This is a genomic window from Curtobacterium sp. NPDC086286 (genome assembly GCF_044746255.1).
Taxonomy (GTDB): domain Bacteria; phylum Actinomycetota; class Actinomycetes; order Actinomycetales; family Microbacteriaceae; genus Curtobacterium.
In genome coordinates, this window is the sequence record NZ_JBIVBW010000004.1 from 82,488 (window position 1) to 107,757 (window position 25,270).

Annotated in this window: 24 protein-coding genes; 14 read left to right on the top strand and 10 right to left on the bottom strand. The window is 71.0% G+C overall.

The genetic code is table 11. The annotated features are described in order from the left end of the window. The first annotated feature begins 126 nt into the window (after window positions 1-126). The 5 genes from ACIPKM_RS08555 to ACIPKM_RS08575 all read left to right on the top strand — a co-directional run bounded on the left by ACIPKM_RS08555 (window position 127) and on the right by ACIPKM_RS08575 (window position 4,654). Window positions 127-888 (top strand): SDR family oxidoreductase, encoded by a 762-nt coding sequence (locus ACIPKM_RS08555; protein WP_402736555.1) that lies wholly within the window; start codon window positions 127-129, stop codon window positions 886-888. A gap of 10 nt (window positions 889-898) precedes the next feature. Next, window positions 899-1,354: an NUDIX hydrolase gene (locus ACIPKM_RS08560; RefSeq protein ID WP_402736556.1), complete on the top strand. Its 456-nt coding sequence runs from the start codon at window positions 899-901 to the stop codon at window positions 1,352-1,354. A 66-nt stretch (window positions 1,355-1,420) separates the two neighbouring features. Further along, on the top strand, window positions 1,421-3,787 hold the full coding sequence (locus ACIPKM_RS08565; protein WP_402736557.1) for an ATP-binding cassette domain-containing protein: 2,367 nt from the start codon (window positions 1,421-1,423) through the stop codon (window positions 3,785-3,787). A 138-nt stretch (window positions 3,788-3,925) separates the two neighbouring features. Then, a complete protein-coding gene (locus ACIPKM_RS08570) occupies window positions 3,926-4,231 on the top strand; it encodes a hypothetical protein (RefSeq protein ID WP_070419002.1) in 306 nt (101 codons plus the stop codon). Window positions 4,232-4,492: 261 nt separating this feature from the next. Then, complete coding sequence (locus ACIPKM_RS08575) at window positions 4,493-4,654, top strand: hypothetical protein (RefSeq protein ID WP_175475692.1); 162 nt, start codon at window positions 4,493-4,495, stop codon at window positions 4,652-4,654. Window positions 4,655-4,678: 24 nt separating this feature from the next. Here the strand turns inward: ACIPKM_RS08575 and ACIPKM_RS08580 are convergent, their stop codons facing one another. Both ACIPKM_RS08580 and alr read right to left on the bottom strand, forming a co-directional pair. Next, window positions 4,679-5,665 (bottom strand): ATP-grasp domain-containing protein, encoded by a 987-nt coding sequence (locus tag ACIPKM_RS08580; protein ID WP_071294700.1) that lies wholly within the window; start codon window positions 5,663-5,665, stop codon window positions 4,679-4,681. Continuing rightward, complete coding sequence (alr, locus tag ACIPKM_RS08585; protein WP_402736558.1) at window positions 5,658-6,788, bottom strand: alanine racemase; 1,131 nt, start codon at window positions 6,786-6,788, stop codon at window positions 5,658-5,660. The genes ACIPKM_RS08580 and alr overlap by 8 nt, the downstream gene beginning before the upstream one ends. Before the next feature lie 355 nt (window positions 6,789-7,143). Between alr and ACIPKM_RS08590 the strand changes: the two genes are divergently transcribed. Beyond that, the gene (locus tag ACIPKM_RS08590) at window positions 7,144-7,737 is read left to right on the top strand and encodes a dihydrofolate reductase family protein (RefSeq protein ID WP_261646927.1); all 594 of its coding nucleotides are present in this window, start codon (window positions 7,144-7,146) and stop codon (window positions 7,735-7,737) included. 16 nt (window positions 7,738-7,753) lie between these two features. Here ACIPKM_RS08590 and ACIPKM_RS08595 read toward each other — a convergent pair whose 3' ends face one another. Together ACIPKM_RS08595 and ACIPKM_RS08600 are read right to left on the bottom strand one after the other, a co-directional pair. After that, entirely contained in the window at window positions 7,754-8,785 is a 1,032-nt protein-coding gene (locus ACIPKM_RS08595) for an alcohol dehydrogenase catalytic domain-containing protein (protein WP_071294697.1), read from the bottom strand. A gap of 230 nt (window positions 8,786-9,015) precedes the next feature. Continuing rightward, entirely contained in the window at window positions 9,016-9,696 is a 681-nt protein-coding gene (locus ACIPKM_RS08600; RefSeq protein ID WP_071301570.1) for an SDR family NAD(P)-dependent oxidoreductase, read from the bottom strand. A gap of 102 nt (window positions 9,697-9,798) precedes the next feature. Here ACIPKM_RS08600 and ACIPKM_RS08605 point away from each other — a divergent pair, with 102 nt between their 5' ends. Further along, on the top strand, window positions 9,799-10,632 hold the full coding sequence (locus ACIPKM_RS08605; protein WP_402736559.1) for a helix-turn-helix transcriptional regulator: 834 nt from the start codon (window positions 9,799-9,801) through the stop codon (window positions 10,630-10,632). Here ACIPKM_RS08605 and helR read toward each other — a convergent pair. Continuing rightward, complete coding sequence (gene helR, locus ACIPKM_RS08610; protein ID WP_261646923.1) at window positions 10,619-12,748, bottom strand: RNA polymerase recycling motor ATPase HelR; 2,130 nt, start codon at window positions 12,746-12,748, stop codon at window positions 10,619-10,621. The two genes, ACIPKM_RS08605 and helR, sit on opposite strands and share 14 nt — an antisense overlap. 98 nt (window positions 12,749-12,846) lie before the next feature. Continuing rightward, the gene (locus ACIPKM_RS08615; protein WP_261646922.1) at window positions 12,847-14,067 is read right to left on the bottom strand and encodes a beta-ketoacyl-[acyl-carrier-protein] synthase family protein; all 1,221 of its coding nucleotides are present in this window, start codon (window positions 14,065-14,067) and stop codon (window positions 12,847-12,849) included. A 56-nt stretch (window positions 14,068-14,123) separates the two neighbouring features. On the opposite strand from ACIPKM_RS08615, the gene ACIPKM_RS08620 reads away from it, so the two are divergent. Then, window positions 14,124-14,717, top strand: a complete 594-nt coding sequence (locus ACIPKM_RS08620) for a TetR/AcrR family transcriptional regulator C-terminal domain-containing protein (protein ID WP_261646921.1) — start codon at window positions 14,124-14,126, stop codon at window positions 14,715-14,717. A gap of 20 nt (window positions 14,718-14,737) precedes the next feature. On the opposite strand, the gene dhaM is transcribed toward ACIPKM_RS08620, so the two are convergent. The 3 genes from dhaM to dhaK are packed head-to-tail and all read right to left on the bottom strand — an operon-like array spanning window position 14,738 to window position 17,142. Next, a complete protein-coding gene (gene dhaM / locus ACIPKM_RS08625; RefSeq protein ID WP_402736560.1) occupies window positions 14,738-15,460 on the bottom strand; it encodes a dihydroxyacetone kinase phosphoryl donor subunit DhaM in 723 nt (240 codons plus the stop codon). After that, a complete protein-coding gene (dhaL, locus tag ACIPKM_RS08630; protein ID WP_402736561.1) occupies window positions 15,457-16,083 on the bottom strand; it encodes a dihydroxyacetone kinase subunit DhaL in 627 nt (208 codons plus the stop codon). Before dhaL ends, dhaM begins: the two co-directional genes overlap by 4 nt. A 57-nt stretch (window positions 16,084-16,140) precedes the next feature. Continuing rightward, entirely contained in the window at window positions 16,141-17,142 is a 1,002-nt protein-coding gene (dhaK, locus tag ACIPKM_RS08635; protein ID WP_070419595.1) for a dihydroxyacetone kinase subunit DhaK, read from the bottom strand. A 312-nt stretch (window positions 17,143-17,454) separates the two neighbouring features. Between dhaK and ACIPKM_RS08640 the strand changes: the two genes are divergently transcribed. Together ACIPKM_RS08640 and glpK are read left to right on the top strand one after the other, a co-directional pair. Beyond that, window positions 17,455-18,177: an MIP/aquaporin family protein gene (locus ACIPKM_RS08640; RefSeq protein ID WP_070418991.1), complete on the top strand. Its 723-nt coding sequence runs from the start codon at window positions 17,455-17,457 to the stop codon at window positions 18,175-18,177. 45 nt (window positions 18,178-18,222) lie between these two features. Continuing rightward, complete coding sequence (glpK, locus tag ACIPKM_RS08645) at window positions 18,223-19,734, top strand: glycerol kinase GlpK (protein WP_070418990.1); 1,512 nt, start codon at window positions 18,223-18,225, stop codon at window positions 19,732-19,734. Between the two features lie 81 nt (window positions 19,735-19,815). On the opposite strand, the gene trpD is transcribed toward glpK, so the two are convergent. Further along, window positions 19,816-20,871, bottom strand: coding sequence for an anthranilate phosphoribosyltransferase (trpD, locus tag ACIPKM_RS08650; RefSeq protein WP_402736562.1), 1,056 nt, complete (start codon window positions 20,869-20,871; stop codon window positions 19,816-19,818). Between the two features lie 70 nt (window positions 20,872-20,941). Between trpD and ACIPKM_RS08655 the strand changes: the two genes are divergently transcribed. The 4 genes from ACIPKM_RS08655 to ACIPKM_RS08670 are packed head-to-tail and all read left to right on the top strand — an operon-like array spanning window position 20,942 to window position 25,197. Further along, window positions 20,942-21,580: a heme-copper oxidase subunit III gene (locus ACIPKM_RS08655; RefSeq protein WP_031260857.1), complete on the top strand. Its 639-nt coding sequence runs from the start codon at window positions 20,942-20,944 to the stop codon at window positions 21,578-21,580. Between the two features lie 21 nt (window positions 21,581-21,601). After that, window positions 21,602-22,411, top strand: coding sequence for a cytochrome c (locus ACIPKM_RS08660; protein WP_071294687.1), 810 nt, complete (start codon window positions 21,602-21,604; stop codon window positions 22,409-22,411). Between the two features lie 33 nt (window positions 22,412-22,444). Then, entirely contained in the window at window positions 22,445-23,512 is a 1,068-nt protein-coding gene (locus ACIPKM_RS08665) for a ubiquinol-cytochrome c reductase iron-sulfur subunit (RefSeq protein ID WP_070418987.1), read from the top strand. Then, on the top strand, window positions 23,512-25,197 hold the full coding sequence (locus ACIPKM_RS08670) for a cytochrome bc complex cytochrome b subunit (protein ID WP_070418986.1): 1,686 nt from the start codon (window positions 23,512-23,514) through the stop codon (window positions 25,195-25,197). Before ACIPKM_RS08665 ends, ACIPKM_RS08670 begins: the two co-directional genes overlap by 1 nt. The last annotated feature ends 73 nt before the right edge of the window (window positions 25,198-25,270 follow it).

A 25,270-nucleotide genomic window follows, 5' to 3' on the forward strand; every position in this document is an offset into this window, starting at 1 on the left:
GCTGCTCGCTGCGTCGCGACGGCCGGTCCAACTCCGTTCAACATATCAAGTCCGCGCTGTGCCCGCGCGGTGGTTGGTAGGCTCGTCGGCGGCCGACCCGCCGAACCAGACCTGGAGAACACGACTGTGAGCAACCCCCTCGCCCCCGGATCCCTCGCCGACAAGCGCGCCCTCGTCACGGGTTCGTCCCGCGGCATCGGCGCCGACACCGTCGGGTACCTGGCCGAGGCCGGCGCCAACGTCGTCGTGAATTACCGCAACAAGGCCAAGCGTGCCGAGCAGATCGCCGAGAAGATCGTCGCCGCGGGCGGGTCGGCACTCGCCGTCGGTGCGGACCTGACCGACCACGACTCCGTCCAGGCGATGGTCGACACCGTCGTGCAGGAGTGGGGCGGCATCGACCTGCTCGTGCTCAACGCCTCCGGTGGCATGGAGTCCGGCCTGGGCGAGGACTACGCGCTGCGCCTGAACCGCGACGCGCAGGTGGACATGCTGCAGACCGCCGTGCCGCACATGCCCGCCGGATCGCGCGTCGTGTTCGTCACGAGCCACCAGGCCCACTTCGTCGAGACCGCCGAGACGATGGACGAGTACGTCCCCGTCGCCAAGAGCAAGCGGGCCGGCGAGCTCGCCCTCCGCGAACTCGTGCCGCAGCTCGACGCCGCGGGCATCGAGTTCGTGGTCGTCTCCGGCGACATGATCGAGGGCACGATCACCGCCACGCTCCTCAACCGCCTCAACCCGGGCGCGATCGAGGGCCGCCGTGCCGAGGTCGGCAAGCTCTACAGCGTCTCCGAGTTCGCCGCCGAGATCGCCGCGGCCGCGATCGAGCCGATCCCCGCCGACCACACCAAGCTCGTCGGCGACGTCAGCGGCTTCGTCGGCTAACGTCGGACGGGTGACTGCGAAGCCCGGCCTGCGCCGCACCTCCCGGATCATCCTGCTCGACCCCGACGGTCGGGTGTTCCTGATGGACACCAACTCCCCGTCGTCGGACGGAGCGCACCGCTGGATCACGCCCGGCGGCGGTGTCGACCCCGGCGAGGACCACCGCGACGCCGCGATCCGCGAGCTGCGCGAGGAGACCGGCATCGTCATCGAAGACCCGGGGGAGCCGGTGTGGTCGTGGGACTTCACCGTCGAGTGGGACCTGGCCGACCACGACCGCGGCCACGCGGAGTTCTACGTCGTCCGGACGCCCGGCTTCACGCTGTCGGACGCCGAGTGGACCGACGACGAGCGCGTGGACATCCTGCAGTCGCGCTGGTGGACGGCCGACGAGCTCGACGCCACCGACGAGCCCTTCGAGCCCGCCGAGCTCCTGGGCCTCGTCCGCACCCACGCGCCGTCCTGACGCGCCGGCTCGTTCCGGTGCGGAACCGTCCTGTGGAACGTCACACGTCACCGCTACCCTGTGGGCATGGAACCGAGTGCCGAGCACGCCGCTGACACCCACGACCGCATCCGGGTGCGTGGTGCACGTGAGAACAACCTGCGCGACGTCGACGTCGAGCTCCCGAAGCGTCGCCTGACCGTCTTCACCGGCGTGTCCGGGTCGGGCAAGAGCTCACTGGTCTTCGCGACCATCGCGGCGGAGTCGCAGCGCATGATCAACGAGACGTACAGCGCGTTCCTGCAGGGCTTCATGCCGTCGCTCGCACGCCCCGACGTCGACGTGCTCGACGGCCTCACCACCGCGATCGTCGTCGACCAGGAACGCATCGGCGCCGATCCCCGCTCGACGGTGGGCACCGTGACGGACGCCAACGCCATGCTCCGCGTGCTGTTCAGCCGCCTCGGGACGCCCCACATCGGTGGCCCGAACGCGTTCTCCTTCAACCTCGCGACGGTCACGGCCGGTGGTGCCATCACCGTGCAGAAGGGCAAGGACGCCAAGGCGGAGAAGGTCTCGTTCTCACGGCTCGGCGGCATGTGCGCCGACTGCGAAGGCCGCGGCACGGTCACCGACATCGACCTCACGCAGCTGTTCGACGACACGAAGTCCCTGTCGGACGGGGCGATCACGATCCCCGGGTACGGCACGGACGGCTGGAACGTCCGGATGTTCGCCGAGTCCGGGTACTTCGACAAGGACACGCCGATCCGTGACTTCACGGACGCCGAACGCCAGGACTTCCTGTACCGCGAACCGACGAAGCAGAAGATCGCCGGCATCAACATGACGTACGAGGGGCTCGTCCCGCGCGTGCGGCGCTCGTTCCTGCAGAAGGACCGCGAAGCGATGCAGCCCCACATCCGGGCCTTCGTCGACCGCGCGGTCACCTTCACCACCTGTCCGGCCTGCGGTGGCACCCGGCTGAACGACGTCGCACGGTCGTCGACGATCGCCGGCAAGAGCATCGCGGACGTCTGCGCGATGCAGATCACCGACCTCGCCGCCTGGCTGCGGGGGATCGACGAACCGACCGTCGGGCCGTTGCTCGATGGTCTTCGGGACGCGGTCGACTCCTTCGTCGAGATCGGCCTCGGGTACCTCTCGCTCGACCGTCCCACGGGGACCCTGTCCGGGGGAGAGGGGCAGCGCGTCAAGATGGTGAAGCACCTCGGGTCGTCCTTGAGCGACGTCACCTACGTCTTCGACGAACCGAGCACCGGGTTGCACCCCCACGACATCGAGCGGATGAACGGGCTCCTGCTCCGCCTCCGCGACAAGGGCAACACGGTGCTCGTCGTCGAGCACAAGCCCGAGGTCATCGCGATCGCGGACCACGTCGTCGACCTCGGGCCGGGTGCGGGGACGAACGGCGGGGCGCTCTGCTACGAGGGGCCGGTCGACGGGCTCCGCACGAGCGACACGGTCACCGGTCGGCACCTCGACGACCGGGTGTCGGTGAAGGACGTCGTGCGCGAACGCACCGGCGTCCTCGAGATCCGGGGTGCTGACGCGCACAACCTGCAGGGTGTGGACGTCGACGTGCCGACCGGGGTGCTCACGGTCGTGACGGGTGTCGCGGGCTCCGGCAAGAGCACGCTCATCCACGGGTCGCTGTCACCGCGCGACGGTGTCGTCGCGATCGACCAGGGCGCGATCCGCGGCTCCCGGCGGAGCAACCCGGCGACGTACACGGGGCTGCTGGAGCCGATCCGCAAGGCCTTCGCGAAGGCCAACGGTGTGAAGCCCGCCCTGTTCAGCGCCAACTCCGAGGGTGCGTGTCCGGCGTGCAACGGCGCGGGGGTCATCTACACGGACCTCGGCATGATGGCCGGCATCGCGACCCCGTGCGCCGAGTGCGGCGGGAAGCGATTCGACCAGTCGGTGCTCGAGTACCGGCTCGGGGGGAAGGACATCAGCGAGGTCCTCGCGATGCCCGTGGCCGACGCTGCGGCGTTCTTCGCGACGGGGGAGTCGAGGATCCCTGCGGCGCACGCGATCCTCGCCCGGCTCGTCGACGTCGGACTCGGGTACCTGACGATCGGGCAGCCGCTGACGACCCTGTCCGGCGGCGAGCGGCAGCGGCTCAAGCTCGCGACGCACCTCGGCGACCCCGGCGGGGTGATCGTGCTCGACGAGCCGACGACCGGGCTGCACCTGGCTGACGTCCAACAGCTGCTCGGGCTGCTGGACGGCATGGTCGAGGCCGGGCGCACGGTCGTCGTGATCGAGCACCACCAGGCCGTGATGGCACATGCCGACTGGCTCATCGACCTCGGGCCCGGCGCCGGCCACGACGGCGGCCGCATCGTGTTCGAGGGCACGCCGGCCGAGCTCGTCGCGGCTCGGTCGACGATCACGGGGGAGCACCTGGCGGCCTACGTCGGAGCCTGAGGCGGGGGACAGGTGCGGGCGGAGTACCTGAACACCAGCTGGTCGAACGGTCTACCGTCCTGACTGACGCTCATGCTTGGGCCACCCCGCCCGCGGCTACCCGGTCGCATGACGAGCGTCCACGACGAAGGAGACCTCATGGCCGACCAGACCGGTGGACCGAACTACCCCGCAGCGAACACGCCCGGTGCAGCACCGGCCGGCACGGGTGGCGGACTCGCCATCGCGAGCCTCGTCCTCGGCATCATCGGTGTCGTCGGTGGCATCTTCCTCGCGATCATCGGTGTGATCGCCGGCATCATCGGGCTCGTCCTCGGCATCCTGGCTCGCCGACGCGCGTCCGGTCGGGGGATCGTCCTCGGTGGCATCATCCTGTCGGCCATCGCGATCGTCATCGGCATCGTCGGCTACATCCTCACCGCGGTCGTGCTGTCCCAGGCCTGAGTCCACATCGCCGCTGGCGTCTGACCGGGGATCACCGTCCCGAGTCGGCGCGCGGCGGTCCGCCAGCGAGGCGGGTCGGCAGCGATGCCGATCCGCTTCGCTGGCGTTCGGCGTCCGCGCGTCGCACCCCACGTCCCCACGTCCCGACGCCACGGCGGACGGGAGGCGCGGGTCGGGCCCGCACCGTTCCTCCTGGACCGCACAGCGCGTGTTCCGGACCGCCGGACGCGCGCCCAGGTCGGCCCGCGTAGCTTCCGCCACATGAGCTACAGCCAGCCTGACCCTGCCGAGGAGACCACCCACAGCGAGGAGCCGGAGCAGCCGGACACGGACAAGGAGAACCTCGAGGAGCAGGGCGGCGAACACGCCTCGCTCGAGATCGACACCGACGACGTCCCGACGAGCGTCGACCCGCAGTCCTGATCGCACGGCGGCACGGTCCGCCGGTCAGACGGCCCGTTCAGCCGCCTGCACCAGAGCACGCACGAGCTCGACGTAGTCCAAGCCGACCGCCGCGAACATCCGGGGAACCTGCGACTGCTCGGTGAACCCCGGTGCGGTGTTCACCTCGTTCAGCACGACCCCGTCATCGGTGAGGAAGAAGTCGAACCGCGCGACACCCGCGCACCCGAGCGTGTCGTAGAGGGTCCGCGTTGCGTGGTCGATCGCTGCCTCGTCGGTGGCAGACAGCGCCGCCGGCACCGTGAACCGTGCGGTCCCGTCGTACTTCTCGGTGCGCCCGAACACGTCTCCGTCGGCGACGCCGATCTCCAGCGTCGCGCCGGTGCGGAGCGCCCCGGTGTCGTCGCGGAACACGGCGATGTCGATCTCGCGCCCGGTGACGAACGCCTCGGCGAGCACGTCGGTGCCTGCAGCCCGAGCATGTGCCACGGCAGCCGCGTACGCGTCGGGCGTCCGGACCACCGTCACGCCGTTGCTCGACCCACCGGTCGTCGGCTTCACGACGATGGGCGGCCGCAGGGGCACCGGGCCGATCTCGTCTCCAGCGCGGATCAGCACACCCGGCGCCGTGCGGACGCCGACGGCCTCGGCCACGGTCTTCGTGACCCACTTGTCCATACCGAGTGCGCCGGCGCGGACGGGGGAGCCGACCACCGGCACGCCGATCATCGTGAGGAAGCCGGCGACCGCGCCGTCCTCACCGTGGACCCCGTGGAGCACCGGGAACGCCGCGCGGCACGACGTCAGCACGCCGACGGCGTCCGCGGGGGACAGCGCGGTACCGTTCGTGTGCCGCCAGCTGCCCGTCCGGTCGACCGTCAGGGGGACCGCGTCGAAGCCGAGGGCCCGGACGGCTCGCGTGACCGCGGCCGCGGATGCGAGCGAGACCTCGTGCTCGTCGTTCGCGCCGCCACCGATGACCGCGATCCGGGTCCGGGCCGCAGGGGTGTGGGAGTCGTGGCGATCAGGCAACGGTGGCCTCCGGGGTGGTGACGGTGCGGTGGACCCGGGCGGCGCGCGTGCCGATCCGGGTGACGATCTCGTGCTCGATGGTGTCCGCCCAGCCTGCCCAGTCGTGGACGGTCGGCTCGCCGTGGAGGCCGCGCCCGAAGAACGTGACGGTCTCGCCGAGCTCCAGCCGGTCGTCGCCGGTGTCCACGACGACCATGTCCATCGAGAACCGGCCGACGAGCGGTCGACGGCGTCCGCGCACCTGGACCTCGGCCCGCTCGGACGCCGCACGGGGGAGTCCGTCGCCGTAGCCCAGGGGGAGCAGCGCGAGGGTGGTCCGACGGTCGACGACGTGGTCGAGGCCGTAGCCGACGCCGGCCCCGGGGCCGATCACCCGGGAACCGACGACCGGAGCCGTCAGGGAGAGCGTCGGCAGCAGGTCCGTCGAGGTCCGGGAGGGGTCGATCCCGAAGAGCCCCGCGCCGATGCGGTGCAGACCGTGGCGGCCGCCGACCCCGGTGACGGTCGCTGCCGTGGCGGCGAGGTGCGTGACGAAGCCGGACAGTCCGCGGCGCCGCGCGGTGCGGACCGCGTTGTCGAAGAGTAGCCGTTCGCGTGTGTTCTGCGGGTCGTCGGGCTGGTCGGCGCAGGACATGTGGCCCATCACCCCGACGACCCGGACCGTGCCGAGGCGCTCGAGCTCGCGTGCGGCGGTGCACAGCGACGACCACGAGCCGGGATCGGCACCGTCGCGGGCCATCCCGACGTCGACGTGCAGGTGGACCCGGGCACGGCGTCCGGTCCGGACTGCTGCGCGGCTGACGGCACTGAGCAGCTCCGCGCTCGGGACGGCGATGTCGACGTCGGCGAGCAGTGCACCGTCGAAGTCCGCGTCGACCGGGTTGAGCCAGCTGAGCACCGGCGCGTCCGTCACGGTTGCTCGGACGGCGATCGCTTCGTCGATGGTGGTCACGCCGATCGACGTCGCTCCGGCGGCGAGGACCGACCGGGCGATCGCCCCGTGGCCGAACCCGTCGGCCTTGAGGACGGCCATGACGCCGCCGTCCGTCCGGTCGGCGAACACGGCGGTGTTCGCGCGGACGGCGTCGTCGTGGACGACGAGCTGTGGGCGCGACGGTGTCATGCCTGCCTCCTGGAGATCGCTACCGAACTGATATGCATGATATCGATGGTCACCGACACCACGGCGGAAGTCATCGGTCCTGGGGATGACGTCGCGCGCCGCGCGACCCAAGCGGTCGATGCCGCGCGGATGACGGTCATCGCTGCTGCAGGAGGGACGGGAGGCGCGGCTGGCGTGAGCCGACGAGCTGCGGTGATCCGCGCCTCCTGGCCCCACTCGCATCGCGCCGATAATGCATATTATGTCAACTCAGATCCGTCGGGCCGCGCTGCGGCCGCGCTCTGGTGGTCGACGCCACTCCCCTCTAACATCGCCGTCATGAGCGCCGAGCGGTGCTCGGAAGCGGCGGTGTCCGATGCGGAAGCTCGTCCTCAAGATGTCGATGTCCCTCGACGGTTTCGTCGCAGGTGCACGTGCCGAGTCCGACTGGATGTTCCGCGCCGCGAGTCCGGACTCGGCCGCGTGGGTGCTCGACACCGTGTCCGGCGCCGGTGTGCACGCGTTCGGTCGTCGGACGTTCGAGTCCATCGCTGGCTTCTGGGCGAACGCGACGACACCCGTCGCCGGTGCGATGAACACCGTCCCGAAGGTCATCTTCACCCGCCAGCGTGCGTTCGATCCTGCCACGGTCGACACGGGTGGGGCCGACTCCCCCGCGGCGGCGACCTGGACCGGTGCCCGGGTGGCGCACGGCGACCTCGTGGCGGAGGTCGACCGGCTGCGGGCCGAGGACGGCGCCGACGTCCTCGCACAGGGCGGGACGGACTTCTGCCGGAGCCTCGTGGCCGCGGGCCTCGTCGACGAGTACCGCCTGGTGGTCCTGCCGGTGGTCCTCGGGGCGGGTGACGGGATCTTCTCGGGGCTGCAGGACGAACTCGACCTGACGCTGATCAGCTCGACGGTGTTCGACGGCGGCGCGAAGGCGGACGTGTACCGACCGAAGCGCTGAGGGCGGTCTCCGGCGCTCAGAACACCGCGACCGTCATGCCCGCCGACGTCGCCGGCCGGTCCATCGCGAGGATCGCCTCGGGAAGCTCGTCGAACCCGATCGTCCGACCGATCGACTCCGACGGGCGGAGGCGACCGGCGACGACGTCGTCGAGCATCGCCGCGTACTCCCCCACCGAGATCCCGTGACTGCCGAGCAGCTCGAGCTCGTCGCCGATGACGCGGCCCATCGGGATCGCCGGCACGGCCTCGTCGTCGAGCAGCAGCCCGACCTGGACGTGCCGACCCCGAGGCCGGAGTGCGGCGACCGCGGCGACCGACGTGGCGCGGCTGCCGAAGGCGTCCACGGACACGTGGGCTCCGCCGCCCGTGACGGCTCGGACGGCCTCCCCGACCGCGTCGTCCATCGGCACCGCGACCGCACCGAGGGCTTCCGCACGTGCGAGCGCGGCGGGCGAGACGTCCACCGCGACGACCTTCGCTCCGGCGGCGACCGCGACGATGACGGTCGACAGTCCGACTCCCCCGCAGCCGAAGACGGCGACCCACTCGCCGGCGGCCACCCGTCCCCGGGCGTGCAGTGCGTGGTACGCGGTCCCGAAGCGGCATCCGAGTCCGGCGGCCTCGGCGAACCCGACGGCGTCCGGCAGCGCGACGAGGTTGACGTCCGCGTGCGGGACCACCACGGCCTCGGCGTACGAACCGGGCAGCGTGAAGCCGGGCTGCTGCTGCCGGGTGCACACCTGCGTCGCACCGTCCAGGCACTGCTCGCACTCGCCGCACGCGAAGACGAACGGCGCGGTGACCCGGTCCCCCACGGCGAACCCGCGGACGTCGGGGCCGGCGGACGACACCACGCCGGCGAACTCGTGCCCGGGCACGTGCGGCAGGTGCACCGAGTCGTCGTGCCCCTTCCACGCGTGCCAGTCGCTCCGGCAGACCCCGGTCGCGGCGACCCGGACGACCACCCCGTCGATCGGGGCGACCGGGTCCGGGACCTCGACGACCGCGGGGACGGAACCGAACTCGTCGTACTGGACTGCGCGCATCCGGCCATCCTGACAGACGGGAACGCGCTGGCGGGCGCTCTGCGACCCGGTCACAGGACCGAGCGAGCTCGCCCGTCGGACGCGAGCCGTGCCTCCAGGCCGTCCCGCGCGCGGTGCGGACGCACTTGGTGAGCAGAAGGTGTCGGGTCGATCCGTCCGACCCGACATCTTCTGCTCACGAAGCGGCCGCGGGCCGCCCCGCGGCGCCCGCCCCGCCCGCCCCGCCCCCCTCAGTACGCGACGCGCCCGTCGCGGTCGTGGAACTCCCCCGTGGGACCGTCCGCGCCGAGCGTCGCCAGCGCCACCGTGGCGTCCGTCCCCTCGGTCACGGTCTGGTGCCCGCCGAAGCCGTTGAACTCCGTCGCCGTGTACCCGGGGTCGCTCGCGTTCACCCGGAACCCGGGCAGGTTCTTCGCGTACTGCACGGTCAGGGCGATGAGTGCCGCCTTCGACGCCGCGTACGGCACCGCCGGCACCGGGTACTCGTCCCGCCCCGGAGTCGTCAGCCACCGCGGGAAGCCCACACCCGAGGCCACGTTCACGATGACCGGGTTCGCCGACTCCCGCAGCAGCGGCAGCGCCGCCTGCGTCACGCGCACGACGCCGGTCACGTTCGTGTCGAGCACGGCTCCGATCGCAGCGGCGTCGAGGTCGTCGACCCCGAACGACGTCCCGAGGATGCCCGCGTTGTTCACGAGCACGTCGAGTCCGGGCAGTCCGGCGACCGCGCGCTCGACCGAGGACTGGTCGGTGACGTCCAGCTGGACGACGTGCGCGCCGAGGGCACGCGCCGCGTCCCCCGTGGCCGGATCGCGCATGCCGGCGTACACGGTGTGCCCGGCGTCGACGAGGCGACGGACGGTCTCGAGCCCGAGACTGCGGTTGGCTCCGGTGATGAGTGTCGTTGTCATGCCCCCAGCCTCCGCCTCCGTGGCCGGGTCCCCCAGGCACCGCTCGACAGTGGGACCACCAGTACCAGGCAGGCCGGGAGGCGCGGGTCGAGGATGGTGGGCATGAGCGAGTTCGCGAGTGTGCTGCGTTCCTGGCGCGACCGGGTCCGTCCCGAAGCGGTCGGCCTGCCGGCCGGGCCCGGTCGACGGACGCCGGGTCTCCGTCGCGAGGAGCTCGCTGCGCTCGCCGGGGTGAGCGTCGACTACGTCGTCCGCCTCGAGCAGGGACGCGCGACGAACCCGTCGCCGCAGTTGCTCGGCGCACTCGCCACCGCGCTCCGTCTCACCGAGGAGGAACGCGACCACCTCTGCCGCGTCGCAGGGTCCGCGCCGCCGTCGCGCCGGGTCGTCCCCCGGCACGTCACCCCGGGCGTGCAGCGCATCGTCGACCGCCTCGGCGACGTCCCCCTCGCCGTGTTCACCGCCGCGCACGACATCGTCCTGTGGAACGACCTCTGGGCAGCGCTCACCGGTGACCCCTCCCGGTACACCGGCATCGACCGGAACCTCGTGTGGCGACACTTCATGCACGGCCACGACGAGGTCGAGTGGGACGACGAGCACCAGGAGGAGTTCTCCAGCGACCTCGCCGCCGACCTCCGCGCCGCCGTCGGACGGTACCCCGCCGACCGGGACCTCGCCGAGCTGGTGGCACGCCTCCGTCGCGAGTCCCCCGAGTTCGAGCGCCGCTGGGACACCGGACGCGTCGCCGAGCACCGGGCGAGCCGCAAGCGCGTGCACTCCCCCGTCGGCCCGATCGAGATCGACTGCGACGTCCTGAGCGTGCCGGGCGGGGACCTCCGCATCGTCGTCTACACGGCCGTCCCCAGCACCGAGGACGCCGCCAAGCTCGACCTCCTGCGCGTCACCGGCCTGCAGGAACTCACGCCGAGCTGAGCACGACCAGTCGTTGGGTCGCCCGGGTCATCGCCACGTAGCGGTCGACCGGGCGCCACCGCTCCGGGTCCACCAGGACGACGAGGTCGAACTCGAGACCCTTCGTCGCCTCCGGGGACAGGGAACGGATCCGGTCCGTCCCCGCGTACCCGGCGTCGCCGACCACGCACGCGATCCCGTCGGCGCTCGCCGCGGCCCACCTGTCCAGGACCACGTCCCGCTCGTCCGCGGACCCGTACTGCACCGGCACGCCGGAGTCGCGGATCGAGGTCGGCACGTTCGCGTCCGGCACGGCTGCGCGGATGACGGGTTCGGCGACCGCCATCACCTCGGACGGCGTGCGGTAGTTGATCCGGAGACGCGCGGTCCGGACGTCCCTGAGCCCGATCCGGGCGAGCCGGTCCTCCCACGACTCGGCGAACGGCTCCCTCGCCTGGGTCCGGTCCCCCACGACCGTGAGACTCCGGCTCGGGCAGCGCCGCAGCAGCATCAGCCACTCCGCGTCCGTCAGCTCCTGGGCCTCGTCGACGACGACGTGCGCGAACGGTCCCGCCAGGGCATCGGCGTCCGGTGCCGCCGTCACCGCGTCGTCGTCGAGGCTGTTCCGTGCGTCCGCACCGCGCAGCATGCTCATGAGCTGCAGCTCGGAATCGTCGGCCGCGACGAGGTCCTCGATCACCCGGTCCATCCGCTCGCGTTCGGCGGCCCTGGCGGCCGCAGCACGACGCTCCCGGGCCGGAGCGGCCGGGTCACCGATGCGCCGACGGGCGGCGTCGAGCACGGGCAGGTCGGACCGGGTCCACGCGCGGGCGTCCGGGCGGTGCAGGCGTGCGCGATCGGCTGCGGTGAGGTCGGGCGCGCACCGCGCCAGGTGCTCGGGCACCGCGAGCAGGTCCGCGACCACACCGTCCGGGTCGAGCACGGGCCACGCCCGGCGAAACGCGTCACGCAGGACGTCGCTGTCGTCCACGGAGGCGCGGATCGCCCTGGGTGGGGCCGCTCCCGCCAGGCGGGTGGTCACGATCTCGAGCAGCGCGTCCCAGACGTCGGAGCGTGCGGCGTTGTGCGGGTCGCCCGGGTCCGCCGCGTCGAACGCGTCGGCCCAGTCGTCGGGCGTGATCGGCACGTCCGCCCAGTCCGTCTCGACGACGACCGTGCGCTCCGGCGGCTGCTCGTACCCGCGGACCGCACGCTCGACCGCCCGGGTCAGCGCCGCACCCGCCTTGATCGCCGCGACGTCCGGATCGGCCTCGTCGGGGACGTCGGCGCCCTCGGGCACCAGGTCCGTCACGGTCGCGAGGTGCACCCCGTCCTCGCCGAGTGCCGGCAGCACGTCCCCGACGTAGTCGAGGTGCCCGTGCGTCGGCCCGACGAACAGCACACCCCCGTGCCGCGGGGACACGCGAGGGTCGGCGTAGAGCAGGTACGCCGCCCGGTGCAGCGCGACGACGGTCTTGCCGGTCCCCGGGCCGCCGTCCACCACGAGTGCTCCGGCGGAGTCCGCGCGGATCACGGCGTCCTGGTCGGACTGGATCGTCCCGAGCACGTCCCGCATCCGCGGGCTGCGGCTGGTGCCGAGACTCGCGACGAACGCCGACTGGTCGTCCAGGGCCGCGGTGTGCAGCAGGCCCTCGTCGGTGAAGGCCTCGTCCCAGTAGTCGACGATCCGACCGCGCTGCCAGCGGTAGCGTCGCCGGCTCACCAGGCCACGAGGATCACCGTGCGACGCCGCGAAGAACGGTTCCGCGGTCGCCGAGCGCCAGTCGACGAGCAGCCGCTCGAGGTCGTCGTCGGTGAGCCCCGAGCGGCCGACGTAGACCGGCTGTGGGCGGTCGGCGAACACCATCCTCCCGATGCACAGGTCGAGCCCGTACCGCCGGAGTGCCGTGAGCTCGCGGGTGACCCGGCGCACCTCGGCATCGCGCTCCACCGTGTACTCCCCGCCGCCCGCTCGGGTCCGGCGGAGCTCGTCGAGGCGTCGGGTGAGCGTCGTGGTCGAGGCGTCGAGGGTGGCGGCGATCGCGGCGAAGTGCCGCTCGTCGTCGGCGATCAGGGCCGGATCGGCCTTGTCGGCGAGGCGTTCGGGGAGGTCGAAGACGGGGTACGGCGTTGACACGAGGGTCGATTGTGGGGCACGACGGGGGTCTTGCGGCAAGCCCCGGGTCCGGCCGTATCCTGGTCAAGGCGGGAGGGGTCCGCCGTCTCGCGGCCGGGTCACGCCGCGGTGAACACCAGCGACGCGTTCTGCCCACCGAAGCCGAACGAGTTGTTCAGCGCCGTCCGGATCGGCACCTCCCGCGCGGCCCCGGCGACCACGTCCAGCCCGACCGCCGGGTCGAGGTGCTCCAGGTTCAGCGTCGCCGGCACGAGCCCCGTCTCGATCGCCCGCACGGCGAGGATCGACTCGACGGCCCCGGCTGCCCCGAACATGTGCCCGATGGCGCCCTTCGGCGCGGTCACCACAGCCCCGGTGCCGACCGCGCGAGCGATCGCAGCGGCCTCGCCGACGTCGCCGACCGGGGTGCCGGTCGCGTGTGCGTTGACGTGGTCGATGTCGGTACCCGTCAGCCCGGCCATCCGGATCGCCGCGGTCATCGCCCGCTCCTGCTCGGACCCGTCCGCCAGGGGTGCGGTGATGTGGAACGCGTCCGAGGTGATGCCCCATCCGGCGAGGGTCCCGTGCGAGCGCTGGGTGCGGGCAGCGGCGTGGTCGGCCCGCTCGAGCACGACGAACCCGGCACCCTCGCCGAGCACGAACCCGCGGCGCGATGCGTCGAAGGGGCGGGAGAGCGTCGTCGGGTCGTCGTCGCCGGGCCTCGCGAGGGCCTGCGACTGCGCGAAGGACGCCATGGTCACCGGCGTCACGGCCGCCTCGGTGCCACCGGCGATGACGACGTCGGCCTCCCCCGTGACGATCAACCGCGCGGCCGTCGCGATCGCCTCGGCCCCGGAGGCGCAGGCGGACACGGTCGTGTACGCCCCGGCCCGTGCACCGAACGCGATGCTGATCTGCGCCGCGGCGGCGTTCGCCATGAGCATCGGGACGGTGCGGGGCGACACGCGACGGGCGCCAGCGGTGCCGAGCACGTCGTGGGCGTCGAGGAGCGTCTCCACTCCCCCGATCCCGGTGCCGACGACGACGGCGAGCCGGTCCCCCTCGACCGTCGGGGCACCGGCGTCCGCCCAGGCCTCCTCTGCCGCGACGAGCGCGAGCTGCTGGCTGCGGTCGAGCCGGTTCGCCCGGACCCGCCCGAGTGCTCCGTCCGCGTCGAGTGCGGCGGCTGCGCCGACCCGGATCGGGACCTGGTCCCAGTGCGTGCCGGTCCGGTCGAGGTCGTGCACGCCGGAGCGGCCGGCGACCAGGGCGTCCCAGAGCGTGTCGACGCCGTGGCCGAACGGCGAGACCGCTCCGTAGCCGGTGATGGAGATGTGCACGGGAGGCTCCTTCTTGTACATTGAACAAGTTGAGTTGTACCACGTACAATTCCGGCATGGCAACCACGAGCGACGCTCCGGGCACCCCGCGCGGGGCAGCCACCCGGGCGCGGATCCTCGCCGCGACCGCCGGACTGCTCAGCGGCACCGGCGGCCCGACCGAGCACCGGACGGTGACCGTGAGCGAGATCGCCCGGGCCGCGGGCGTCTACCCGAACCAGATCACGCACCACTACGGATCGAAGGACCGACTGGTGCTCGACGCCGCGTTCGCGCTGTTCCTGCGCGACACGACCCGGTTGCAGGCAGCCGGGCGTCGCGCCACGAGCGCCGTGGCGTTCCGGCAGGTCCTCGCCCGCACCGCCCTCGCGATGCCGTCGACGCCGCTCGTCGTGCGGGCCCTCGCGAGCGCGGGCGACGACGCCGCGCAGCGCGACCGGGTGCGACTGCTCCTGCAGGTGCTGTTCCGGCAGTCGGAGCGCTACCTCGAGCGGGTCGTCACCGAACACGGCTGGACGAGCCGGAGCGGCGTCGGACGCGACGCGCGGACGTTCTGGAGCGCGGTGTTCGGCGCCACGCTGCTCGCCGACGCCGGGGTCACCGGCGGACCGTCCGACCTCGACCTCGCCGGCACCGTCTCGATCACCTGACCCGCAGGAGGCGCAGCGCCCTACTCGCCGAAGCCGGACCGCACGAGGGCCACGAGCGCGTCGACCGCGCCCTGCGCGTCGGCTCCGGTCCCCTCGATGGTCACCGACGCCCCCCTGGGCAGTGCGAGCGCCATGATCGCGAGCAGGCTCTTCGCGTCCACCCCGTTGACCCGGACCTCGGCGTCGAACTTGGCGGCCGTCTTCACGAACTCCGCGGCCGGCCGGGCGTGCAGGCCGCTCTCGTTCACGAGTTCCACCGTCTCGGACGCGGCCACGTCGTCGACGGAGCCGGTCCCGGAGACCGGCACCGCGCCTCCTGGGCCGTCGCCGGACGGACTGGAGGCACGACTCGCGTCCGCCTCGGAGCCTGCGGCAGACGCGGCAGCGGCCAGGACCGCGTCGACGTCGCCACCGGTCTGTGCGGCGACGGCCGCGGCGACCGCGCCCTCGACCAGCGGGGCCTGCGAGACGTGCACGCGCGCCCGGACGTCGTCGTCGAGGAAGTCGAGCGCCGTGTCGGTGGTCAGGTAGGCGGAGCCGAGGTCGCACAGGACGACCACTGCCTCGGCGTCGGCGAGTGCCTCGATGCCGGCCGTGATGGCCTCGAACGAGGTGCCGATGCCGCCGTCGTCGGTGCCACCGGCGGCCACGAGCGGGACGTCCGCCGCCATCTGCCGGGCGAGCTCGACGGTGCCGGTCGCGATCGCCGCGCTGTGCGAGACGATCAGGATCCCGACGGTCACGCGGCGTCCACGGCCGCGCGGAGGATGTACACGGTGGACTGCGCGCCCGGGTCGCGGTGCCCGACGGCACGTTCGCCGAGGTAGCTCGCGCGGCCCTTGTGGGCGACCAGCGGGTCGGTCGACTCCGCGCCGGTGACGGCCGCGTCGGCGGCGGCGGCGAGCACCTGCTCCGGGCTGTCCCCGGCGGCGGCCGCGGCAGCGGCGGCGTCGACCGCGGGCGACCAGGCGTCGACCATGGTCTTGTCGCCGACGGCAGCCTTGCCCCGGGACACGATGCCGTCACGGGCGGCGGTCAGCACCTGGACGAGCGTGTCGGCGTCGAGCTCCGCGGCGTCCCCGGCGGCCTGTGCGGCCTTGAGGTACGCGGTCCCGAACAGCGGACCCGCGGCACCGCCGACCGTCGAGATGAGCTTCGTCGCGACGACCTTGAGCACGGCTCCGGGGGTGTCGAACGAACCGGCGTCCACGGCCTCGAGCACGGCACGGAAGCCGCGGTCGAGGTTCTCACCGTGGTCGCCGTCGCCGATCTCCCGGTCGAGCGTGACGAGCTCGGCCCGGTGCTCGTCGATCGTCGCGGCGGTGCGTCGGACCCAGTCGATGGCCCATGCGGTGTCGAGCGCCAATTCGTGTTCCTTCCTGCGTCCGGCTCCGTTCACGGGCCGGGTCGTGGTGCGGTGGGTTCAGCGTCCCCAGCGCAGTGCCGGGGTCTCCACCGGTGCGTCCCAGAGGGCGGTGAGTTCGTCGTCGAGCACCGTGACGGTGAGCGAGAACCCCTGCATCTCGAGGGATGTCACGTAGTCGCCGACCAGGCTACGCGTGACGTCGAACCCGCGGTCGGTGAGGACCTCGGCGGCGCGTCGGTAGGCGATGTAGAGCTCGGAGAGGGGCGTGCCGCCCATGCCGTTCACGAGGAGCAGGAGCTTCGACCCGGCGGGAGCGGCGAGGTCGGTGAGGATCGGTTCGAGCACCCGGTCCACGAGCTCGTCGGCCGGGGCCATCGGGATGCGTTCGCGGCCGGGCTCGCCGTGGATGCCGATGCCGAGCTCGACCTCGTCGTCGGCGAGGGTGAACGACGGCTCGCCGGCGTGCGGGACGGTGCCGGAGGCGAGCGCGAGCCCCATCGAGCGCGTGACGTCGTTCACGTGCCGGGCGACGGCGGCGACGGCGTCGAGGTCGTCCCCCCGCTCGGCTGCGGCGCCCGCGCACTTCTCGACGACGACGGTGCCGGCGACCCCGCGTCGGCCGGCCGTGTAGAGCGAGTCCTGCACGGCGACGTCGTCGTCCACCACGACGGACTCGACCCGGACGTCGTCCATGCCGGCGAGTTCGGCGGCGGTCTCGAAGTTGAGGACGTCGCCGGTGTAGTTCTTCACGATGTGGAGCACGCCGGCGCCCCCGTCGACGGCCTTCGTCGCGGCGACGATCGGGTCCGGCGTGGGACTCGTGAACACCGGCCCCGGCACCGCGGCGTCGAGCATGCCGTACCCGACGAACCCGGCGTGCAGCGGCTCGTGTCCGCTGCCCCCGCCGCTGACGATCCCGACCTTGCCGGACACCGGGGCGTCCGCGCGATGGATGTGGATCGGGTCCTCGACCAGCACGACGTGGCCGGCGTGGGCACGGGCGAACCCGCGCACGGTCTCGTCGACCACGGCCTGCGGATCGTTGATGAGCTTCTTCATGCTGACCTCCACGGAGTGCGGGCGATCGCGAGGCAGCACCGCCGTCGTCGACCGGAGTGCCCTCAATCTACATCGCCGCCCCGGGCGAGCGTTCCCCCCGTGTGCACGTTCGTGCACCGACCCGGGGGCGGCCCACCGGCCTCGGATGCGCGGGCGCACACCGACCATGCACGTTCGTGCACAATCGCGCACTTCCCTCACGAATGCATCGCCATCCGTCGATGCCCGTCAGTATGCTCGGCCCCAATCACTCAACGGGGAGTGCCGGCGCTGTACCACCGGACCCCCACCCTCACGCACTGGAGGTCACCGATGGACGGCATCGGCGTCAATTTCCTCTCCGAGCTCGTCGGCACGGCGATGCTCATCATCCTGGGTGGCGGCGTCGTCGCCGCTGTCTCGCTGACGAAGTCCAAGGGCTTCGGAGCCGGCTTCCTCATGGTGACGATCGGTTGGGGCTTCGCGGTCTTCGCCGGTGTCACCGTGTCGTACAAGTCCGGCGGCCAGCTCAACCCCGCGGTGAGCCTCGCGCAGGCCATCCTGGGCAACATCACCATCGGTGAGATGTTCCTCTACTGGCTCGCCCAGCTGATCGGCGCGATCATCGGTGCGGTCATCGTCTGGCTGGCCTACAAGCAGCACTTCGACGAGGAACCCGACGCGGCCGCGAAGCTCGGCGTCTTCTCCACCGGCCCGGCGATCCGCACGTACGGCTGGAACCTCGTCACCGAGATCATCGGCACCTTCGTGCTCGTCTTCGTGGTCATCGCCTTCACCAACGGCAAGACCCCGGCCGAGCTCGGCGCCATCCCGGTCGCCTTCCTCGTGATCGCGATCGGTGTCAGCCTCGGTGGCCCGACCGGCTACGCGATCAACCCTGCCCGTGACCTCGGCCCCCGCATCGCGCACGCCTTCCTGCCGATCAAGGGCAAGGGCTCGAGCGACTGGGCCTACGCCTGGGTGCCGGTCGTCGGCCCCCTCGTCGGTGGTGCCCTCGCAGCCGGGCTGTCGTACGCACTCCTGCCCCTCGCCTGATCCACCCTCACCACACCCACCCGAGCAAGACCGTTAGGAGCACCAATGGCCGACTACATCGTCGCCATCGACCAGGGCACGACCTCCACCCGAGCGATCGTCTTCGACCACTCCGGATCGATCGTGTCCGTCGGACAGAAGGAGCACGAGCAGATCTTCCCGCGCGCCGGGTGGGTCGAGCACGACCCGTCGGAGATCTGGGACAACACCCGTGAGGTCATCGGCCAGGCCCTGTCCCGCGCCGACATCACCCGCCACGACGTCGCGGCGGTCGGCATCACGAACCAGCGCGAGACCGCGGTGGTCTGGGACAAGAACACCGGCAAGCCGGTCTACAACGCGATCGTCTGGCAGGACACCCGCACGCAGTCGATCGTCGACAAGCTCGCCGACGGCGACACCGACCGCTACAAGTCGGTCGTCGGTCTGCCGCTGGCGACGTACTTCGCCGGCACCAAGATCGTCTGGATCCTCGAGAACGTCGAGGGTGCGCGCGAGAAGGCCGAGGCGGGCGACCTGCTCTTCGGCACCACCGACACCTGGGTCCTCTGGAACCTGACCGGTGGCGTCGACGGCGGCGTCCACAAGACGGACGTCACGAACGCGTCCCGCACGCTGTTCATGGACCTCGAGACGCTCGAGTGGCGCGACGACATCCTCGCCGACTTCGGTGTGCCGAAGTCGATGCTCCCCGAGATCGTCAGCTCCTCCGAGGTCTACGGCCACGTCGAGTCCTCGAACCTCCTCCGCGAGGTCCCGATCGCCGGCATCCTCGGCGACCAGCAGGCCGCGACGTTCGGCCAGGCGGCGTTCGACCAGGGCGAGTCGAAGAACACCTACGGCACGGGCAACTTCCTCATCTTCAACACGGGCACGGAGATCGTCCGCTCGGAGAACGGGCTGCTCACCACCGTCGGGTACAAGCTCGGCGACCAGGAGACGCACTACGCGCTCGAGGGGTCGATCGCCGTCACGGGCTCGCTCATCCAGTGGCTCCGCGACAACCTCGGCCTGATCGGCAGCGCCCCGGAGGTCGAGGCCCTCGCCAAGACCGTCGAGGACAACGGCGGCGTGTACTTCGTCCCGGCGTTCTCGGGGCTCTTCGCGCCGTACTGGCGTCCGGATGCCCGCGGAGCGATCGTCGGCCTCACCCGCTACGTCAACAAGGGTCACATCGCCCGCGCCGCCCTCGAGGCGACGGCGCTGCAGACCCGCGAGGTCCTCGACGCCGTCAACGCGGACTCCGGTGTGGACCTCACCGAGCTCAAGGTCGACGGCGGCATGACCGCCAACGACGCGCTCATGCAGTTCCAGGCGGACATCCTGAACGTGCCGGTGGTCCGTCCGGTCGTCGCGGAGACGACGGCGCTCGGCGCGGCCTACGCGGCCGGGCTCGCGGTCGGGTTCTGGGCGAACCTCGACGAGCTCCGTGCCAACTGGCAGGAGGACAAGCGCTGGGAGCCGCAGCTCGACGAAGCCGAGCGCGAGCGCACCCTGCGCCTCTGGAAGAAGGCCGTCACGAAGACGTTCGACTGGGTCGACGAGGACGTCCAGTAGTCCTGTCCTGAGGTGACCGCCTGGAGGCGCGGTGCCGGTCCCACGGGCCGGCACCGCGCCTCCGCTGTGTTGCGTCTGCGCTCACGCGACCGGCGTCGCGCCCACCCAGTCGGCCAGCTTGCGCGCGGCGGCGCCCGAGTCGATCGCGTCGGCCGCGACGACCAGCTGCTCGCGGAAGCGCTGCAGGATCGGGCGGTCGACCTCGGCCGGGTCCTCCGCCAGGCGGAAGGACACCAGGCCGGCGGCGGCGTTGAGCAGGACGATGTCGCGGACGGGGCCGGTCTCCCCCGCGAGGACGCGGTGCACCACGGCGGCGTTGTGCTCCGGGTCGCCGCCGAGCAGGTCCTCGATGCGGGCCCGGGCGATCCCGAGGTCGCGCGGGTCGAGGTCGTGCTCGGTGACGCGGCCGCCGGTGACCTCCCAGATGTGGCTGTGCCCGGTCGTCGTCAGCTCGTCGAGGCCGTCGTCGCCGCGGAACACGAGTGCGGTCGCCCCGCGGGTCTGGAACACACCCGTGATGATCGGGACGAGCTCGAGCTGCGCCACGCCCACGGCGTTCGCCTCGCACCGTGCGGGGTTGACGAGCGGACCGAGGAAGTTGAACACCGTCGGGACGCCGATCTCGCGGCGGACGGGTCCGGCGTGCGCGAACCCGGGGTGGAAGGCGCTCGCGAACGCGAAGGTCAGTCCGACACGCCGGAACGTGTCCGCGACACGCGCGGCGTCCATCGTCAGGTCGAGCCCGAGTGCGGCGAGGACGTCGCTCGACCCGGACTTCGAGGAGCTCGCCTTGTTGCCGTGCTTCACGACGGGGACACCCGCGGCGGCGATCACGATCGCGCTCATCGTCGAGACGTTCACCGTGCCGACGACGTCGCCGCCGGTGCCCACGATGTCGAGCGCCATCGGGTCCACGTCGAGCGGGACGGCCGCGTCGAGGATCGCGTCGCGGAAACCGACGACCTCGTCGACGGTCTCGCCCTTGGCACGGAGGGCCACGACGAAGGCGGCGATCTGCGCCGGGGTGGCCCGACCTGCCACGATCTCCTGCATGGCCCATGTGGACTGGCTGATCGTCAGGTCTTCGCGCGCCATGAGCGCGCTGATCACGGAAGGCCAGGTGAGAGCGTCGAGCATGCTCTGATCGTAGTGAATTCGAGAGACCCGCCAGTTGGCTGCGAAAACACTGTCCGTGGTTTCGGCCATAATGGAGTCTGTGACTAGCACCCCTCTCTCCAGATCCGCCAGCGGTCCGGTCCTGAACAGGCCGAACGCCGTTGCCGTGGGGACGATCGTGTGGCTGGGCAGCGAGGTCATGTTCTTCGCCGGCCTGTTCGCGATCTACTTCACGTTGCGCAGCACCTCGCCCGAACTCTGGGCGACCGAGACCGCCAAGCTCGAGGTGCCCTTCGCCTCGGTGAACACGATCATCCTGGTGCTGTCCAGCTTCGCCTGCCAGTTCGCGGTCTTCGCGGCCGAGCGCTTCCAGGTGCACCGGACGAGCTGGAACCCCAAGGACTGGGGCATGACGGAGTGGTTCTTCGTCACGTACTGCATGGGCGCGATCTTCGTCTGCGGCCAGATCTTCGAGTACGCGAACCTCTGGCACGAGGGCGTGACGCTCTCCTCCAGCGCCTACGGTTCGGCCTTCTACATGACCACCGGGTTCCACGGTCTGCACGTCACGGGTGGCCTCATCGCCTTCCTGCTGACGCTCGGCCGCGGGTTCGCCGCCAAGAACTTCGGTCACAAGGAAGCGACCACCGCGATCGTCGTGTCGTACTACTGGCACTTCGTCGACGTCGTCTGGATCGGCCTCTTCGCCGTCATCTACCTTCTCAAGTAGGAACTGGATAGCCCCCACCGCATGTTCAACAGAACCAAGTCCAAGAAGGGCCGCCGTTCACCGATGGCGACCGTGTCGCTCATCGTCGTCGGTCTCATGACCACCGGCGGTGCGTACGCGCTGTTCAGCTCCACGGCGAACGCCGACGACAGCACGAGCACCGTGGCGGCCTCGAGCCAGTCGAAGGTGAACGAGGGCCAGAAGCTCTTCGCCTCGAACTGCGCCACCTGCCACGGCCTCTCCGCGCAGGGCACCAGCGAGGGTCCGTCCCTCATCGGTGTCGGTGCCGCGTCGGTCGACTTCCAGGTCGGCACCGGCCGTATGCCGATGGCCGCCCAGGGTCCCCAGGCCGAAGAGAAGCCCGCGCAGTTCACGGACGAGCAGATCGACGCACTCGCCGAGTACGTCGCGTCGCTCGGCCCCGGCCCGGCGGTCCCCTCCGAGAGCCTGACCAACGGCGAGGACGGCGACGCCGCCGAAGGTGCGGAGCTCTTCCGCATCAACTGCGCCATGTGCCACAACGTGGCCGGCGCCGGCGGTGCCCTGACCGAGGGCAAGTACGCGCCGAACCTGCAGTCGGTGTCCGGCAAGCACATCTACGAGGCCATGGTCACTGGCCCGCAGAACATGCCGGTGTTCAACGACCTGAACCTCACCCCCGAGCAGAAGGCCGACATCATCACGTACCTCAAGTACGTGCAGGACAACAAGTCGCCCGGCGGGTTCGCACTCGGCTCCCTCGGCCCGGTGGCAGAGGGTCTGTTCATCTGGATCTTCGGACTCGGCGCGGTCGTCGCGATGACCGTCTGGCTGACCGCGAAGTCCAACTGATCGTCCGTGTCGAACGACACTGAAGGGAACACCATGGCAGAGCACGACGACGAGGCACTGAACTCGTCCTCGGCTGTCGAGAAGCACGGCACGACCACCACCTCGGCCGGGATCGCGGTCCTGCCGACGGACCCGTTCGAGAACCCGGGCGAGCCGCCGCACCGCGCACGCCGCACCGACGTCGACCCGAAGAAGCAGCGCCTGGCCGAGCGTCAGGTCGCCACGTTCTTCTACCTGTCGATCGTGGGCAGTGTCCTCGCGATCGCGGCCTACGTCGCCTTCCCGATCGACTCCGACGACTTCGGGACCGTCCGGACCGCCAACCTCTGGCTCGGCCTCTCGATCGCCCTCGCCCTGCTCGCGCTGGGCCTCGGCGCCGTGTACTGGTCGAAGTCGCTCGTGGTGGACCGCGAGATCACCGAGCTCCGCCACGGCACCCGCGGCACCGACGCGACCCGCGCCAAGGCGGTCGAGGCGTTCCAGCTCGCCGACAAGGAGTCCGGCTTCAGCCGTCGCAAGCTGATCCGCAACTCGATGATCGGCGCCCTGGCGGCCTTCCCCCTCCCGGGCATCGTCCTCGTGCGCGACCTCGCGCCCGCGGCCGACCCGAACGAACTCCTCCGCCACACCATGTGGGCGAAGGGCACGCGCCTGACGAAGGACCCGACGGGTCTGCCTATCAAGGCGTCCGACGTGACCATCGGTTCGGTGTTCCACGTCATCCCGGACGGCATGCTCGACAAGGAGGACATGCTCGAGGAGAAGGCCAAGGCCTCCGTCCTCCTCATGCGCCTCGACCCCAAGGACCTCAACCCCTCCAAGGGCCACGAGAACTGGGGCTACGACGGCATCGTCGCGTACTCGAAGATCTGCACCCACGTCGGATGCCCGGTCGCCCTGTACGAACAGCAGACGCACCACCTGCTCTGCCCGTGCCACCAGTCGACCTTCGATGTCTCGAACAACTGCGAGGTCATCTTCGGGCCGGCGGCACGCCCCCTCCCCCAACTTCCGATCGCGATCGACGACGACGGCTACCTGGTTGCGCAGAGCGACTTCCACGAGCCCGTCGGCCCGTCCTTCTGGGAGCGTGAACGCTGATGAGCAGCACGACCACCAACGCACCCGCGTCGTCGACCACCAAGCCGGCACCGGAGCGCGGATCCCGCATCATCGGCGGGGTCGCCAACTACATCGACGAGCGCACGAGCATCTCGGGCCTCGTGAAGGAGGTCGGGCGCAAGATCTTCCCCGACCACTGGAGCTTCATGCTCGGCGAGGTGGCGCTGTACAGCTTCGTCGTCGTCCTGCTGTCCGGTACCTTCCTCACGTTCTTCTTCCAGGCGTCCATGGCCGAGGTGGTCTACCACGGCTCGTACGTCCCGCTGAAGGGCATCGAGATGTCGACCGCACTGCAGTCGACGCTCAACATCTCGTTCGACATCCGCGGCGGGCTCTTCGTCCGGCAGATCCACCACTGGGCGGCCCTGCTGTTCGTGGCCTCGATCATGCTGCACATGGCCCGCGTGTTCTTCACCGGTGCCTTCCGCAAGCCGCGTGAGCTCAACTGGGTGTTCGGCTTCATCCTGTGGGTCCTGGCCATGGCCGAGGGCTTCACGGGCTACTCGCTCCCCGACGACCTGCTCTCCGGCAACGGTCTGCGCATCATCGTCGGCATGATCGAGGGTGTGCCGGTCATCGGCGTCTGGATCGCCTACCTGCTCTTCGGTGGCGAGTTCCCGGGGACCGACATCGTCGGCCGCCTCTACACGCTGCACATCCTGCTGCTCCCGGCGATCCTCGTCGCGGTGCTCGGCGTCCACCTCGTGCTGGTCGTCATCAACAAGCACACGCAGTTCGCCGGCCCCGGCAAGACGAACGAGAACGTCGTGGGCGTGCCGATCCTCCCGGCGTTCGCGGCGAAGGCCGGTGGGTTCTTCTTCATCGTCGCGGGCATCCTCGCCCTCATCGCGTCGCTGTTCACGATCAACCCGATCTGGAACTACGGCCCGTACGACCCGTCCCCGGTGTCCGCCGGTACCCAGCCCGACTGGTACATCGGCTTCGCTGACGGTGCGCTCCGTCTGGTTCCGCCGCACTGGGAGGTCGTGTGGTTCGGCTACACGGTGTCGTTCAACATCCTCGTGCCGATCGCGGTGCTGGTGTTCCTCATCCTCGCCATCTTCATCTACCCCTTCATCGAGGGTTGGGTCACCGGCGACAAGCGTGAGCACCACATCCTCGACCGTCCGCGCAACGCCCCGACCCGCACGGCGTTCGGTGCCGCCGGCATCACGCTCTACGCGAGCCTCTGGGCCGCCGCGTCGTCGGACATCATCGCGACCCACTTCTACGTGTCGATCGACCACGTCATCCACGTGATCCAGGCCACGACGGTCCTCGGCCCGTTCGTCGCCTTCTGGATCACGAAGCGCGTGTGCCTCGCCCTGCAGAAGAAGGACCGCGAGATCGTCCTGCACGGGTACGAGTCCGGACGCATCGTGCGACTCCCCCACGGCGAGTACATCGAGGTGCACGAGCAGCTCGACGAGTACGAGCGTTGGAAGCTCCTGCAGTTCAACGAGTACAAGCCGCTCATGATCCGTCCGAACGCCCGAGGCAAGATCTCGAGCCTGCAGAAGGCCCGCGCCAGCATGTCGCGCTTCTTCTTCGAGGACCGGATCACCCCGGTGTCCAAGGCCGAGCTCGAGGCTGCGCATGCCGCGCACCACGGCCCGGACCTCGAAGCCGGACACGAAGCGCCCGCGGTCGAGTCGAAGCACTAGGCACCCCGCGCATCGGAACCCCCGTCACCTCGGTGGCGGGGGTTTCGTCGTGCGTGCGGGAACACGCCGTGCC